This window comes from Oceaniglobus ichthyenteri (assembly GCF_003057885.1).
GTDB lineage: Bacteria > Pseudomonadota > Alphaproteobacteria > Rhodobacterales > Rhodobacteraceae > Oceaniglobus > Oceaniglobus ichthyenteri.
Genome location: NZ_QAGK01000001.1, coordinates 103,679 through 118,748 on the forward strand (window position 1 = coordinate 103,679; position 15,070 = coordinate 118,748).

The 15,070-nt window shown below is 57.2% G+C and carries 12 protein-coding genes; 7 read left to right on the forward strand and 5 right to left on the reverse strand.

Annotation, left to right across the window (positions count from 1 at the left end; translation table 11 throughout):
- The first annotated feature begins 42 nt into the window (after positions 1-42).
- From ppk2 to C8265_RS00525, 6 genes are all read left to right on the forward strand, one after another.
- Positions 43-921 (forward strand): polyphosphate kinase 2, encoded by an 879-nt coding sequence (ppk2, locus tag C8265_RS00500; RefSeq protein ID WP_108482020.1) that lies wholly within the window; start codon positions 43-45, stop codon positions 919-921.
- Positions 914-1,531 (forward strand): TetR/AcrR family transcriptional regulator, encoded by a 618-nt coding sequence (locus tag C8265_RS00505; protein WP_108482021.1) that lies wholly within the window; start codon positions 914-916, stop codon positions 1,529-1,531. The genes ppk2 and C8265_RS00505 overlap by 8 nt, the downstream gene beginning before the upstream one ends.
- 174 nt (positions 1,532-1,705) lie before the next feature.
- Positions 1,706-2,857: an efflux RND transporter periplasmic adaptor subunit gene (locus C8265_RS00510; protein WP_108482478.1), complete on the forward strand. Its 1,152-nt coding sequence runs from the start codon at positions 1,706-1,708 to the stop codon at positions 2,855-2,857.
- Positions 2,854-5,976: an efflux RND transporter permease subunit gene (locus tag C8265_RS00515; RefSeq protein WP_108482022.1), complete on the forward strand. Its 3,123-nt coding sequence runs from the start codon at positions 2,854-2,856 to the stop codon at positions 5,974-5,976. The genes C8265_RS00510 and C8265_RS00515 overlap by 4 nt, the downstream gene beginning before the upstream one ends.
- A 96-nt stretch (positions 5,977-6,072) precedes the next feature.
- On the forward strand, positions 6,073-6,990 hold the full coding sequence (locus C8265_RS00520) for a ribokinase (protein WP_108482023.1): 918 nt from the start codon (positions 6,073-6,075) through the stop codon (positions 6,988-6,990).
- 69 nt (positions 6,991-7,059) lie between these two features.
- Complete coding sequence (locus C8265_RS00525; RefSeq protein ID WP_108482024.1) at positions 7,060-7,938, forward strand: hypothetical protein; 879 nt, start codon at positions 7,060-7,062, stop codon at positions 7,936-7,938.
- Positions 7,939-7,940: 2 nt separating this feature from the next.
- On the opposite strand, the gene C8265_RS00530 is transcribed toward C8265_RS00525, so the two are convergent.
- Genes C8265_RS00530 through hdhA form a run of 5 tightly spaced genes read right to left on the reverse strand, consistent with a single transcriptional unit; the run spans position 7,941 to position 13,497 of the window.
- Complete coding sequence (locus C8265_RS00530) at positions 7,941-8,774, reverse strand: patatin-like phospholipase family protein (protein ID WP_164512221.1); 834 nt, start codon at positions 8,772-8,774, stop codon at positions 7,941-7,943.
- A gap of 41 nt (positions 8,775-8,815) precedes the next feature.
- Entirely contained in the window at positions 8,816-10,468 is a 1,653-nt protein-coding gene (locus C8265_RS00535; RefSeq protein ID WP_108482026.1) for an alpha/beta hydrolase, read from the reverse strand.
- A 45-nt stretch (positions 10,469-10,513) separates the two neighbouring features.
- Positions 10,514-11,059 carry an HdeD family acid-resistance protein gene (locus tag C8265_RS00540; RefSeq protein ID WP_108482027.1) on the reverse strand — a complete coding sequence of 182 codons (546 nt, stop codon included), beginning with the start codon at positions 11,057-11,059 and terminating at the stop codon, positions 10,514-10,516.
- A 15-nt stretch (positions 11,060-11,074) separates the two neighbouring features.
- The gene (locus tag C8265_RS00545; RefSeq protein ID WP_108482028.1) at positions 11,075-12,718 is read right to left on the reverse strand and encodes a serine hydrolase; all 1,644 of its coding nucleotides are present in this window, start codon (positions 12,716-12,718) and stop codon (positions 11,075-11,077) included.
- Positions 12,719-12,729: 11 nt separating this feature from the next.
- Positions 12,730-13,497 carry a 7-alpha-hydroxysteroid dehydrogenase gene (gene hdhA / locus C8265_RS00550; RefSeq protein WP_108482479.1) on the reverse strand — a complete coding sequence of 256 codons (768 nt, stop codon included), beginning with the start codon at positions 13,495-13,497 and terminating at the stop codon, positions 12,730-12,732.
- A gap of 224 nt (positions 13,498-13,721) precedes the next feature.
- Between hdhA and C8265_RS00555 the strand changes: the two genes are divergently transcribed.
- A complete protein-coding gene (locus C8265_RS00555; protein WP_108482029.1) occupies positions 13,722-14,807 on the forward strand; it encodes an AI-2E family transporter in 1,086 nt (361 codons plus the stop codon).
- Positions 14,808-15,070: the final 263 nt, after the last annotated feature.

Consider the following 15,070-nt stretch of genomic DNA (forward strand, 5'->3'; position numbering starts at 1 on the left):
CCAGCCCCCTAGGCTGGTTCAACCACAGATCGGGAAATTGCAATGACACTGCCTTTTGATGGCGCCATCAGCCGGTTTTATGAACATGACGCACCAAAATCCGTGCGCGACGCCATTCGTGACCGCAGGAAAAAGGCAATTCTTGACCCCGAATATCCATATGCCGAACGTATGGAAAAAGACGATTACGAAGAAACCCTTGCCGCGCTGCAATTGAACCTTGTGCGCCTTCAGGCCGATGTAAAGGCAACCGGCAAACGGTTGGCCGTGGTGTTTGAGGGCCGCGATGCCGCGGGCAAGGGCGGTGCCATCGAACGGGTGCGCGAAAATCTCAACCCTCGTGTGGCACGTGTTGTCGCCCTTTCAAAACCGACCGAGCGGGAACAGGGCGAGTGGTATTTTCAACGCTATATCGATCACCTGCCCACTGCCGGTGAGATCGTTCTGTTTGACCGGTCGTGGTATAACCGTGGCGTGGTGGAACACGTGTTTGGCTTTTGCACCCACGAACAGCGTGAAAAATTCTTCCAGCAGGTCACCGAATTTGAACATATGCTGGTCAATGATGGCATCGTATTGGTAAAGCTGTGGCTGAACGTCGGGCGCGCCGAACAGTTGCGCCGGTTTCTCAAACGTGAACGTGACCCGTTGAAACAATGGAAACTGTCGTGGATCGATGTCGAAGGGTTGAAACGTTGGGATGCCTATTCCGATGCGATCCGCGAAACCCTGAACCGCAGTCATTCCAGCCATGCACCCTGGACCGTCATTCGCGCCGATGACAAGAAACGCGCCCGCCTGGCCAGCATCAAGACCATATTGCAAAATATTGAATTTGAGGGGAAATCCGAACATCTGGCCGCCCCCGACCCGAAAATCATCAAAGGCCCCGACACATGGTCAAACGCGCGCGATGTCTAAGCGGGGCTATCACCATGGCAATCTGCGTCAGGCTCTTGTGGATGGCGCGATTGCCCTGATCCGTGATCGCGGGCCGACCGGTTTCACCCTGTCCGAGGCGGCCAAACAGGCCGGCGTGACGCCTGCCGCCGTCTATCGCCATTTTGAGGGCCGCGAAGATCTGATCGCCGAGGTCGCGCAGCAAGGGTATGAGATTTTCGCCGATCTGATGGCCTTTGCCTATGACAGCGGGCAACCTTCGGATCTGGCCAGTTTTGAGGCAACAGGCCGTGCCTATCTGGCCTTTGCGCGCAAATATCCGGGGCATTATGTGGCGATGTTTGAATCGGGCATTTCAATCAACCGAACACCCGATCTGGCCCGCGTTGCACACCGCGCCCACAGCGTGTTTGAAAAAGCGGCGATAAAACTGTCAGAACATATCCCGCCCGAAAAACGCCCCCCCCCGCAAATGTTCAGCGCGCATATCTGGGCCTTGTCCCATGGCGTTGTCGAACTATTTGCACGGGGAAGTCCGGGCACCCAATCGCCCTTTCCCCCCGAAGACCTTTTGGAAACCGGCATCGGGATCTATCTGCGCGGTCTGGGGTTGATTGCGCAGGATCGTTAAATTCATGCCGAAAATTCAAAACTCGTTTACTTTAATGGCGTTTAACAAAAACAACTGCGCGATATATAGCTCTGAGTTGTTGGGTACCTTGGCAGGCCCAAAGGATTTCCCATTCGACCATGCCGCGCAAAATAAAACCGGGTCACTGGCCCGATGACCCAAAGGATCAATCCGATGACGCAAGACCCGCCAGTGACACAGGAAAGCACCGAAATACCAACGGATCGCGCGCAGGATCTTACGTTTGAGGCCGATCCAGGGGCCAAACGATCCACCTTGATTGCGGCGGTTCTGGTTGTGGCTTTGGTTGGATGGATGGGCAGCGGATTCATATTTCCGTCAGAAAACGGCGAACCGACCACCGCGCGCGCCGAACCAAAACCGGTTTCCGTGGCTGTAACCGCGTCACAGGCCGAAACCGTGACCCAGTTTTATCAGGCCGAAGGTCAGGCGCTGCCGGATCGTGATACGATGATGCGGGCCGAAACCTCGGGCGATATTCGCCAAGTGCTGGTGCGCAAAGGGCAGGATGTTGAGGCAGAAGCCGTGATCGCGCGGTTCGATCCGACCAACAACATCGCCGATGCCAACCGCGCCAAAGAAGAACTGGCGCGCGCGCAACGCGAATTTGACAATGCCGAACAATTGCTCGACCGCGGCGTGGCCACTGCCGACCGCGTATCACAGGCGCGCGCCGCCCTGGCCACGGCACAGGCGCAGGTCACGGCGACAGAACAGGCCGCCAGGGCACTGATCATCACCGCCCCGTTCGCCGGGCGCATCGAAACGCTGGATCTGGACGAGGGTGAATTTGTATCGGCCGGCACCGAAGTGGGCCGTTTGGTTGATATCACCCCCCTGACCGTGGCCATTCAGGTGCCGCAACAATCCCTCACCCGGATCAAGGTGGGCCAACCGGCCGATGTAAAATTCATCACGGGCGAAACGCGCAAAGGCACGGTGGCATTTGTGGGCACATCCGCCGCATCCGAAACCCGTACCTTTCTGGCCGAAATCGAGGTCGACAATGACGATGGCGCGATCCCTGCCGGGATTTCGGCCCAGATCGTCATTCCCACGGGCGAAGTCACGGCGCATTTCCTGTCGCCCTCCATTGTGTCGCTGAACAGCGATGGCGCGCTGGGGGTAAAAACCGTCAACGCCGACAATGTGGTTGAATTTTTCCCGATCGAAGTGGTCAAGGCGCAGATTGATGGCATCTGGGTCACCGGCCTGCCCGACAGGGTTGATGTTATTTCGGTGGGTCAGGGATATGTGAACGCAGGCGAAACCGTCGCGCCCAGCATGGCCGAGGTGGCCCAATGAACGGCATCATCGACGCTGCATTTTCGCGCAGCCGGGTTGTGATCATGGTGCTGTTGCTGGTTCTGGGCGTCGGCGCTTATGCCTATACCTCGATCCCAAAGGAATCGACGCCGGAAATTCCGCTGCCGTTCTTTTACATTTCAACCGGGCTGGACGGGATCAGCCCGTCAGACGCCGAACGCCTGCTGTTAGAGCCGCTGGAAACCGAATTCGCCTCAATTGCGGGATTGGACAGCCTGAAATCCGATGCCTCGGAAGGGTTTGCCAGCCTGCAATTGGAATTCATGCCCGGTTTTGACAGCCAACAGGCGCTGGACAAGGTGCGCGAAGCGGCGGACCGCGCCGAACGTGATTTGCCCGACGATGCCTATGACGTCACCATCACCGAAATCAACACGGCCCTGTTTCCCATTGTCACCGCGATCCTGTCGGGCCCTGTGCCCGAACGCACGCTGAACGATCTGGCCGACCGGATGCAGGATGAAATCGAAGGGCTTGAAGGCGTTCTTGAAGTCGATATCGGCGGGCAACGGTTTGAGTTTCTCGAAGTTCTGATCGATCCGACCGTGTTTCAAACCTATAATCTGTCGTTTGATGAACTGATCGGTCAGATTCAGCGCAACAACCGGTTGATCGCCGCCGGTGCGATTGAAACCGGATCAGGGCGGATCGTTCTGAAGGTGCCCGGCCTGATCGAAGACATGGCCGATGTGATGGCGATGCCGGTCAAGGTGCGCGGCAATGCCGTTGTCACATTTGGCGATGTCGCCACGATCCGGCGCACATTCGAAGACCCGGATTCCTTTGCGCGGATCAACGGCCAACCGGCGCTGGCGCTGGAGGTCAAGAAAAGATCAGGCGCAAATATCATCGAAACCGTCGCCGCCGTGAAGGAACGGATTGAACAATTGCGCGTCGATTGGCCCGATAATGTGGAAATCACGTACCTTCAGGATCAAAGTGAACAGGTGAAAACCTTTCTCAGCGATCTTGAGGCCAATGTGATGGCCGCCGTGATCCTGGTGATGATCGTGATCATCTTTGCCCTTGGGCTGCGGGCCGGCGTTCTGGTTGGCCTGTCTATTCCCGGTGCATTTCTGACCGGTGTGATCGCCCTGTGGGCGATGGATTATACGATGAATATCATCGTGCTGTTTTCGCTGATCCTGGTGGTGGGAATGTTGGTGGACGGGGCAATTGTGACCACCGAACTGGCCGACCGAAAACTGCAAGAAGGCGTCGCCCCGAAAGAGGCATATGCGCAGGCGGCCAAACGCATGGCCTGGCCGATCATCGCGTCCACCGCAACAACGCTCAGCGTGTTTTTTCCGCTGCTGTTCTGGTCGGGGATGGTAGGGGAATTCATGAAATTCCTGCCGATTACGGTGATTTTGACGCTCACGGCATCTTTGTTCATGGCGCTGATCTTCATTCCTGTTGTGGGCGGTCTGATCGGCAAACGCCAACCCCAGACCGAAAAATCCAAGGCCGCGCTGCATGCCGCCGAATTTGGCGATCCGCGTGATATGGGCGGGCTGACCGGCATGTATGTACGGCTGTTGGAATGGGCGATATTGCGCCCCGCAACCACGGTTTTGTTGGCTGTGGCGCTGTTGTTGGGCGGTTTTGGCTTATATGGTCAATTTGGCAAGGGCATCACATTCTTCCCCTCGGTTGAACCGGAATTCATGCAGGTTCAGGTGCGCGCGCGCGATAATTTCTCGATTTTCGAACGCGATGCTTTGGTGCGCGCGGTGGAACAGCGGCTGTTGGGCTATGACGAAATCGCCAGTATCTATGCCCGCTCAACCATGAGTGCGGGGCGCGGTGACGAAGAAACCATCGGCACCTTGCAGTTGGAGCTGACCGATTGGGACACCCGGCGCACCGCCGCCGAAATCGGCATTGAGATCCGGCAAAGCGTGTCAGACATTGCCGGCATCGATGTTCAGGTGCAAACCGAAAGCGGCGGCCCGTCATCGGGCAAACCTGTCAACCTGAGGCTGACCGGCGGCACCCCCGAGGCGCAAATCACCGCCGTGGCGCAGATTCGCGAAATGATGGACCAAATCGGCGGTTTTACCGATACAACCGATACCCGCCCCGTTCCCGGTGTCGAAGTTTCGATTCTCGTGAACCGGGCAGAGGCCGCAAGATATGGCGCCGATGTCAGCCTACTTGGCCAGGCGGTGCAATTGCTGACCCAAGGCATTACCGTCGCCGATTATCGACCCGGAGACATTGACGGAACGCTGGATATTCGCGTGCGCTTTCCCCGGCAGGAACGCACGTTGGCGGAATTGGCGGCATTGCGCGTGCCCACGGCAACCGGGCTTGTTCCGATATCGAATTTCGTCACGTTCGAGCCGACCGAACGTACCGGCGTGATCCGCCGAATTGATGAAAAACGGGTGATGACGATTGAATCCAACGTGGCCCCCGATGTTTTGGTCAACGATCAGGTTGTCGCCCTGACGGCGGCGTTGGAATCGGCCGAATTGCCCGATGGCGTTAACTTCAGTTTCGCGGGCGAAGCGGCAGATCAACAAGACAGCATGGTGTTTCTGATCGGTGCATTCATCAGCGCAATTTTTCTGATGTTCATGATCCTTGTTCTGCAATTCAACAGCTTTTATCAGGCGTTCATCGTGATGAGCGCGATCGTCTTTTCCATCGCCGGGGTTTTGTTGGGGCTGGTGGTTACGGGGCGGCCATTCGGGATTGTAATGGGCGGGATTGGGGTTATCGCGCTGGCCGGGATCGTGGTGAACAACAACATCGTGTTGATCGACACATTCAACGATCTCAAGAAAATCGGCCAATCCCCGTTAGAGGCGGCATTGCGCACCGGAGCACAGCGTTTGCGCCCCGTGATCCTGACCTCGGTCACAACGGCGCTGGGGCTGATGCCGATGGTGATTGGGCTTAACCTAAACTTTTTCACCCGCGATATCGTCTACGGGGCCCCGTCGACCCAATGGTGGACCGAACTTTCGTCGGCCATCGCCGGGGGTTTGGTGATTGCCACGCTTCTGACTTTGGTTGTCACCCCAGCGATGTTGATGTTGGGCGAACGCAAGCGGCACAAGCCATCAAAACAAACGGCAGTGGTCGCATGATCCGCCGCTTGCGCCCCTGCGGGATCGACAGTTAAGGTTGTTACACACTTGGGCCGTCCTGTTTGACAATGGGATACCCCCACAAGGAGAAACCGGATGTCAAAACCTATTGTGATCCTCGGGGTATTTGTGGCTGATGCCAGTTTCCGCGCTGACCGTCAGCCGGAAATGGGCGAAACCATCCTTGGCAAAAGCTTTGCCTTGGGCCCGGGCGGCAAAGGCAGCAATCAGGCGGTGGCAGCGGCGCGCGTCGGGGGGGATGTGCATTTCATCACCCGATTGGGCCAGGATACGTTTGGAGATATGGCGCTGGATTTATGGCGCGATGCGGGGGTTAACCCGGCGATTACCCGGCACGGCGATAATTACACCGGTGCGGCCTATATCTTTTTGGATGCGGCGACGGGCGACAATGCAATCATAATCTGCCCCGGTGTCGCGGGTACGATTACGGCCGATGATCTGATTGCGCAATCCGACCTGATAAAAGGCGCGGGCGTATTCATGACCCAACTGGAATCGCCCGTTCCCGCAGCGCGCGCCGGGCTGCAAATCGCCCGCGATGCCGGGGTGACGACAATTCTCAATCCGGCGCCAGCGGCAGATCTTGACGATGGGCTGTTGGCCTTGTGTGACTGGATCACTCCCAATGAATCCGAGGCCGAAGGACTGACCGGTGTGCCCGTGCATAACGCCGAGGATGCGGGGCGCGCCGCCGAGGCATTATTGGCCCGCGGCGTGGGCAGTGTGATCATCACTTTGGGCGCGCAGGGCGTTTTGGTGTGTCACGACGGGGTGCATACCGTGGTGCCGGCACTGTCGCCCGGTCCGGTTGTGGAAACCACGGGCGCGGGCGATGCGTTCAACGGTGCCTTTGCCACGGCACTGGCGCGCGGCGATGATCCGATTGCCGCGGCGCGATTTGGCTGTGCGGTCGCCGGAATTTCGGTCACCCGCGCCGGGGCGGCGGCGTCAATGCCCACCTTGGCCGAGGTTACAGACCTGTTGGCGTGATCCGGGTGCAATCTGACGCAGTTCTGACATCAGGCACGACAGCCAATAGATCAACGAGGTACGAGTTTTATGGACGTCGCTTTTCATCTGGGCGCGCATTGCACCGATAGTGAGCGGCTGTTGCGTTCACTGCTGCGCAATCGTGAGCCGCTTTCGGATCTGGGCGTATCGGTGCCCGGCCCCGGGCGGTATCGCGATGTTTTGCGCGATGTGATGACCAAACTGCGCGGTGATGTGGCCAGCCAGGATACCCGCGACGTGGTTCTTGAAACCGTGCTTGAGCGGGACGAACCGGACCGGTTGATCCTGTCAAACCCCAACTTCATCTCGCGCCCGGTGATGAGCCTGCAAGGCGATCAGTTGTATCCCAAAGCGTTCAAGGTGGCCTGGCTGCGCAACATATTCCCCGACAGCCCTGTCGCGCTGTACCTGGCGGTGCGCAATCCAGCCACTTTCGTGCCGGCCCTGTTGGGACTGTTGAAAGACGATAACGCAGATCGCGCCGCCCTGCTTTCTGGGCTCAATCCCTTGGCGCTGCGCTGGTCGCGCACCGTGGCCGATATTCAGGCCGCCTGCCCCGATTGCCCGATTACGGTTTGGTGCCACGAGGATTCGCCGCTGTTGTGGGGCGAAATCATGCGCACGCTGGCCGGGGTTGGCGAAGATGCGGGATTATACGGCGGATTTGATCTGGTGCGTGAGATTATTCAGCCTGAGGGTCTGAAAAAGCTGCGCGCCTATACCAAGGCGCATCCGCCCGCCAATGACGGCATCCGGCGCAAGATCGTGGGTGCCTTTCTGGATAAATTCGCCATCGAAGACGAAATCGACGATGTGCTTGATGTACCGGGTTGGACCCCCGATCTGGTGTCCCAAATGACCGAAGCCTATGAACACGATCTGGACGTGATCGAGGCAATGCCCGGCGTGCGCCTTTTGATTCCGTAGGATCAGGGCGTTTTTTGATCGAGAATTTGGCCAAGGGTCGATTTGACCTGCTCTTTCAACCCGACTGTTTCTGCCAGAATATCTTCGGCATGCAGAAAATCGAGCGCGCGAAAGCGGTCAACAGCGGGCCTGAGGATCACCGAGTCCGGGAATGAAAACGCCATCTGTTTGACGATGGATTTCTGCATGATCTGATTGGATGCATAAACCACATCGATTTTCGATGGCCTTATATGGTTTGCCCCAACCGGGCCACCCGATACGTCAATCGCAATCACCTGATTGGCCAATCCCTGTACCGCATTCAACGGACAGGGATTGGCCGATCCGCCATCGATGTAAAACCGTCCGGCAATGTCGACCGGCAGAAACACAGCCGGAATCGCCGATGACGCGGCAATCACCGTATGCAGCGGGCCGGATGTAAACACCCGGTCGGTCATCGCATAATAATCTGTTGCGACAACTTTCAACGGAATTTGCAATTCTTCGAATGTGGCGGGAATTTCCTGAGGTAAGAAGATTGACAGGATCGTTTCAAGATTAAGCTCGCCCAAACGCAAACCGCCGTCATCGAAAAACCGTTTCATACTGGTGGGGCGGATTTTGAAAATATCGCCGATCAAACGGGTGCGGTCATTCAAACGCGCGGCGATGAAACCTTCGATGTCGGCGCCTGACATGCCTGCGCAATACGCGGCCCCGATGATTGACCCGATGGATGTGCCTGCAACAACACTGGGGCGTATTCCAAGTTCATCAAACGCTTTCAAAGCGTGGATATGGGCCAGACCCCGCGCACCACCTGCGCCCAAAACCAATGCCACTGTGTCCATTTTTTGCCCTTGTTCTGGGGGGCGGACATGGGCCGCGCCGGTCATGGGCCACAGCCCTTTTTCACGCCCGCGCCACAATGGGCGATCAGGCGGGCGGTGTCGGAACCGGTCCAGTTGTCAGGGGCAGTCACAGCCACCCATGGGCCGATATAATCGGGTCCGTAATAGGCATGGCCATAACCGCTGGGCGCGGTATTGGCCAAGGCCATATCGACCGCCAACTGAAACTGGGTCACGATGGGCATGAATTTCATGTCGGGTGACACATCGGGGCCTGGGGGTTCTTTCATCCAGATCGGTTCACGATACAACGAAGACGGTTCGTAAAACACGATCGGATCACTGGAATATTGCAAATAGGCAATGCGCATGTTGCCCCACCCATCGGGGCCACCTGCCCCTTGGGTGTGGGATGCAAACCGCACCAGCCGCCCCTCGCCCAATGTGGGGGCAATATAGGGGCTGTCGGGATTGCGCGAGGCAACGATGCTTTGCCACCGCGCCGAGGGAAACGGCGGCCCGACCCAGAATGCGCCATTGATCGGATCATCCAAAAGCGCAAACATATCAGTGCCATGCATGGAGGACCACGCGCCAAGGCTGAGGCCGTGAATATACAGGCGCGGCCGGTTATCCTTGGGCAAACCGCGCCAATAGGTGTGGACTGTGCTGATCAACGCTTCGGCCTGATCCAGCCCCGAGCGGGTTTCAAGGATCAGCGCCAGTGGCGATTGCAGATAGGAATATTGCACGGCAATCGTGGCAATATTGCCCCCGTGCATATATTCCACCGTATCCACCGCCCCCGGATCCAGCCATCCGGTGCCGGTGGGCAGCGCCACGATCAGAACGTCACGCTCAAACCCGCCCTGTCGTTGCAGTTCGGCCAGGGCAATTTTGGCCCGTTGTTGCGGTGTTTCGGCCTGCGCGCGCCCCACATAAACCCGGATCGGTTGCTGTGCATCGCGCCCCGTAAATGCGGCAATATCGGCGGCGGTTGGTCCGTTCTGCACATAATCGCGCCCCGGCTGGCCCAATGCGCCCCAATCCACCAAGGATTGCGCACTGCCGGTCAGGGAATTGTCGGTCGGCGCCGGGGGTGCAGTATCAAACAGCTCTTGCGCCACGGTCACCGAATTATCCAACCCGGTGATTACCCGGTCCAACACCCCGTCGCGGGTGACAATCAGCACGATCAGCGCCGTCAAAAGAAACCCCGCGACATTGGCCGTGCGCGGCGGCATGTAACGGTAAAGCCGAAACCGAACCCGATCAAACAGCCATTGCAGCGCGAAACCGACAATCACGAGGGCCGCAAACACCGCAGCCGCCAAAAGAGTGATCTGAATGGTATGGCCGCTGTCGGTCAACTCCATTCCCATCAGGCTGCGCGTGCCGTTCTGCCAATCGCGCGCTTTTGCAAGGCTGAGCGCCAGGATGATACCAACCGGAACGCCCGTAAAAATCCGCAGGATCAGCAGGTTGCGGGACGCCAATTCAGGCAGCTCCATCAACCGCCAGATCGCAATCAAAAACCGCCCGATCAAATAGCCAAGCCCCATCACCAGCCCGCCCAATATCCCCTGAACCAGCCAACTGCGCGGGATCAGGGTGGGCGTCAGCGATGTGGCGAAAAACAAAAGGCCCAGAAAAAGGGGCAGAACATAAAGGCCGGTTAATTTGAAAAACTTCATGAAACGACGTTTTGTCCTGTAAAAGTGGTCAGCCTGCTGTGGCTGTTACTGTGCCACTTTGCGCAGCCGGAAGGCCAGCAAAACAAACAGGAAACCAAAGGCAACCGCCCAAAACCCGATCAGCCACGCGATAGACACCAGCCCGGCATGGGGCAAAACCAGGATCGCGATACCAAACAAGACCGATATCAGACCGCTGAGAATCAGCATCCATTCGCCCTCGATCATTTTGCGCAACTGGATCGCGGCAACGATCCGCAGCAGCCCGCCAATGATTGACCAGACAGCAACAAACGCCAGCAACACAAATGCGGTCGTGCCCGGCATGAACAGCGCCAACAGGCCAACGATGATGCCCAGCACGCCCTCAATCAGGGCCAACCACCAGTTTTCGGATTCACCGCGCGACCGCACCGCATCAACCACCCCGATCAATCCATCGGCCAGAACGAACGCCCCGAAAAGCAACACCAGAACCGACAGGGTCAGCCCCGGCCAGATAAACGCCGACACCCCAAACAGGATGGCGGCAATACCGCGCACCAACAAGACCCACCAATTGCGCGCCAATGATTTCAATGTGTTATCCATGGTTTTCTCTTTCCATTACCGGCGACGTGCGGTGATTGTCTGACCGCCCGTGGTTTCCAAAATCAGGGCACCTGTATCGTCTATCTGAAACCCCGAAACAGTTGGCAACAGATCCAGAAGTTTGCGTTCCTGATTTTCCAATGCAGGCGGGCAGGCCATCATCGTGGCGCCGACCACGCTGATTGACAGGGCATCGCCGTCTTGGGTGTATTTCGCGATCAAACGGTTACAGGTGGCATTCCCGGCCAGCGATCCATCGGCCAGAAACTGAAGACTGGCGGCGGTGTTGTCGATCACGCCCTGATTGGCGATGTCTTCAATGTACCACTCCTGCCCGACAAGTTCGGGATTGGCGTCTTGCGCGATCAGATAATCGGCCACGGCGCGATAGGCGGGCAATGATGTGGGGTCACTGGCGGCATTTCCCGCCACCGGGTTTGAGGCGAAGCGCACGATCACCATATCGGCGGTCGGATCGACCCAAATGGTTTGGCCATGCACACCACGTGCGGCAAACGCCCCGTGCTCATCATGGCTGACCCACCACATCCCACGATAGCTCCAACCGTCCAGCAGATCATACCCTGCTTTGGCAAACACCGCCGGATCGCCCCCTTGGCGAATCCGTGCGATTGCGGCGGCGGGAATAACCTGTTCGCCGTTCCACATACCATCATTGAGGATCAACTGACCAAACCGGCCCAGATCGCGCAGTGTCGCGTTGAACCCACCACCGGCAAACGGCGTGCCGATGGAATCGACGGTATAAAACGCCTCGCGCTCTGCGCCGATTTGCGACCAGATGCGGTTTGACAGATATTGTGCCACCGAAACGCCCGATGTGCGGGCGATCAGCCATCCGGCGACGTCCGAGTTTACGGTTTTGTATCCAAAGGCATCGCCATGTTCGCCCTGTTTTTCAACGGTTTGCAGATATTCAAAATAACTGCGCGGTCCATCGTATCCTTCGGGTTTGGGCAGGGGGCTGCCGGCCTCGGCATAGGTCCAGACTTCGGCGTCAGGGTCGGAATAATCTTCGGAATACTGTAACCCCGTGGTCATTTCCAACACCTGCGCCACCGTGGCATCGCCAAAGGCGCTGTCTGCCAGTTCGGGGATCAGATCAGCCAGTTTCGCGGTTTCGTCCAGCTTGCCTTCGGCAATCAAAACCTCGGCCATCAGCCCTGTCAGGCTTTTGGTGACCGACATCGCGCCATGCAAGGTGTTTTCATCCAGACACCCATCATAGCGTTCATAAACAATGCGCCCCTTGTGCAGGACCAGCACACCATCGGTATAATTGGCATCAAACGCGGCATCCCACGTCATCGGCTCACCCCCACCCAAGGGGGTAAAGGACACGCCATCAATCCCGGCGTCCAACGCCACGGGCAAGGCCCGGTGATCGGTCTGGCCGTTATCAACCGCCACTGTGGGCATCAATTCGCGAAAATGGCACACCGTCCAGCGCAGTTTTGGAAAGGCAAAATAATCAGGATCGGTAAACCGGATGGTTTTATCGGCGGCGGGGGGAAACCCCTGCATCCAGCCCATGGTCACGGGGTTCGATGCCGTTGCATCAAGTGGGGCATCTTGTGCCGTGGCCGGTCCTGCAACAGTCATCATCGCGGCAACGGCCGCGGCAATCAGTTTGTTCATTATAATATACCTTAATTCAATTCTTGCACGCCGCCACCTGACACCGTCAGGATCTGACCACTGATCCACCCTGCCGCGGGTGAACATAAAAACAGTGCTGCATTTGCCATATCCTGCGATTCACCAAGTCGGTGGATCGGGGTATGTTCCAACATTTTCGCCTCAATCTGATCAGTCAGCACAGATTCCAGCGCGGCGGTGCGTGTCGCCCCGGGTGCGATACCGTTGACGCGGATATTCTTTGGCCCAAGATCAAATGCAATGTTGCGGATCAGGTGATTGGTGGCCGCCTTGGACGATCCATAAGACGCCATCTGTCTGTTCTTGTTTTCACCGGCCATTGACGTGATGGCCAGCATTGCGCCACCGCCCGCCTTATCCATTTCGGGTGCCGCCAGTTGCGCCAGCCGGAACAACGAAAACACGTTGAGATCATAGGCGCGCCGAAAGTCGGCCATCGGCATGTCAAATGGTTTCGGCCCGCCGCCCCCCGCATTGCTGACAAGGATCGTCAGTTTGCCAAAGGCGGCCACGGTTTGCGCCACGATATTTTCAAGATCCGCCTCGACGGTCACATCACAGGCCCCGGCAACGGCGCGCCCGCCCGATTGGGTGATTTCATCCGCAACAGTCTGCGCCAGCGCAAGGTCAAGATCGCTGACCATAACGGCGGCCCCTGCCCCGGCCAATGTCTGCGCAATGGCGCGGCCAATTCCGGCCCCCGCGCCCGTGACAATCGCCACATCGCCCGCTACCTGAAAATGTGATGGATCGTACATATCCTGTTCCCTAACCAATTCCGGGAGGTGAAATACCATCCCAAGCATGACATCCGGGCGTGCAGGACAAACAGCCCGCGTTTGCGCGCCAGATTGAGGGTTGATTTTTGACGACGCCATCGCCAATCCCGTTATACAACTGATATGAGAGGTCGCGATCAAAATGCAAGGTCGCCGCCGATTGCGGCCAAATCTCAGTGCTGCCCGATTGAAAGGTATTTGCGATGCAACCAGATGGCCAACCTGACGCACGTTCATTTCAAACCCTTGTTCTTGTGGCGCTTTTTGTCGTTTTGTTGGGGTATCTTCTGATCATTGGCAAAGTCGTGTTGTTGCCGATATTCGTCGCGGTCATTTCGGTTTATATTCTGGTGTCGGCCAGCGATTGGATGGGCCGACAGCCGGTCATGGGGTGGTTGCCGACATGGGCGCGCCGCGCGCTGGTATTGTTGGGGTTCATCATCGCCATTGCCGCCCTGACCGGCGTTGTGATCAGCACCGCGGTGCAACTGGCCGCCGAGGTTTCGACCTATCAAAAAAATGTCCGTGGCCTGGCCACCCGATTGTTTGAAACATTTGGCGTTGATGTTCCGACGGATTGGGATCTGGTGTGGAACAACACCGTTGGCAAAATCAACCTGCAATTGATTGCCACACGAGCGCTTGGATCGCTCAGCTCGCTTGCCGGTGTGATCTTTCTGGTGGTGATTTACGCGATGTTCCTGATGGGCGAGCGGGGTGGATTTGCCTATAAGGTGGCCATCGCCCTGCCCGGTCAAAGTGGCCGCCGCACCCAGGAAATCATTTCCAGCATCAACACCAGCATCGGCGATTATCTGGCCATCAAGACGCTGATCAATATCATTCTGGCATCGATTTCATACGTGATCATGTGGGCGTTTGGCGTTGATTTTGCGTTGTTCTGGGCCATTTTGATCGGGCTGTTGAATTATATTCCCTATGTCGGGTCACTTATCGGGGTTCTTTTTCCCGTTCTTCTGACCATGGCGCAATTTGGTTCCATCCAAACCACAATATTGATTTTCGGGTTTCTGACCGGCGCACAATTGTGGGTGGGAAACATGTTGGAGCCTTTGATGATTGGCCGAAAGGTCAATCTGTCGCCCTTCATCGTTCTGGTTTCACTCACCTTGTGGACATCGCTTTGGGGCGTCGCGGGCAGCATTCTTGCCATTCCGCTTACCTCGATCCTGTCCATCGTTCTCAGCCACTTTGCCGCCACCCATCCGATTTCGATCTTGCTGTCGGACGATCCCGATCATGTGATCAAACCCAACAACCTGATATAAAGGATTGTTCTTCTTACGGGCCGCGCAAATGGGCCAAATCAGGATATGTCGGGGCGATCGGCGGTCGTTAGTGGCGCACCGATACCGTGTCATTCGCGATCCCCGCCACCAGAAACAGCAGCCTGAAAACTCACTTGAACTTTTCGCCCCATAGCCGGATAACCGTTTAACTGGCGGGGATATTCAAGCCAAAAGTTGTTGCGCGATATGAGAATGCGGTTCGGCCTGATCATCGTTGACATCGCTTCCTTAACCTCGAAAAA

What these genes read in the sequence shown, in the direction of transcription:
- C8265_RS00525 (WP_108482024.1), top strand. Translation starts at nt 7,060, where the DNA reads ATGGACGTCGCTTTTCATCTGGGCGCGCATTGCACCGATAGTGAGCGG.
- C8265_RS00510 (WP_108482478.1), top strand. Translation starts at nt 1,706, where the DNA reads ATGACGCAAGACCCGCCAGTGACACAGGAAAGCACCGAAATACCAACG.
- C8265_RS00520 (WP_108482023.1), top strand. Translation starts at nt 6,073, where the DNA reads ATGTCAAAACCTATTGTGATCCTCGGGGTATTTGTGGCTGATGCCAGT.
- C8265_RS00505 (WP_108482021.1), top strand. Translation starts at nt 914, where the DNA reads ATGTCTAAGCGGGGCTATCACCATGGCAATCTGCGTCAGGCTCTTGTG.
- C8265_RS00555 (WP_108482029.1), top strand. Translation starts at nt 13,722, where the DNA reads ATGCAACCAGATGGCCAACCTGACGCACGTTCATTTCAAACCCTTGTT.
- C8265_RS00515 (WP_108482022.1), top strand. Translation starts at nt 2,854, where the DNA reads ATGAACGGCATCATCGACGCTGCATTTTCGCGCAGCCGGGTTGTGATC.
- C8265_RS00545 (WP_108482028.1), bottom strand. Translation starts at nt 12,718, where the DNA reads ATGAACAAACTGATTGCCGCGGCCGTTGCCGCGATGATGACTGTTGCA.
- C8265_RS00540 (WP_108482027.1), bottom strand. Translation starts at nt 11,059, where the DNA reads ATGGATAACACATTGAAATCATTGGCGCGCAATTGGTGGGTCTTGTTG.
- ppk2 (WP_108482020.1), top strand. Translation starts at nt 43, where the DNA reads ATGACACTGCCTTTTGATGGCGCCATCAGCCGGTTTTATGAACATGAC.
- C8265_RS00530 (WP_164512221.1), bottom strand. Translation starts at nt 8,774, where the DNA reads ATGGACACAGTGGCATTGGTTTTGGGCGCAGGTGGTGCGCGGGGTCTG.
- hdhA (WP_108482479.1), bottom strand. Translation starts at nt 13,497, where the DNA reads ATGTACGATCCATCACATTTTCAGGTAGCGGGCGATGTGGCGATTGTC.
- C8265_RS00535 (WP_108482026.1), bottom strand. Translation starts at nt 10,468, where the DNA reads ATGAAGTTTTTCAAATTAACCGGCCTTTATGTTCTGCCCCTTTTTCTG.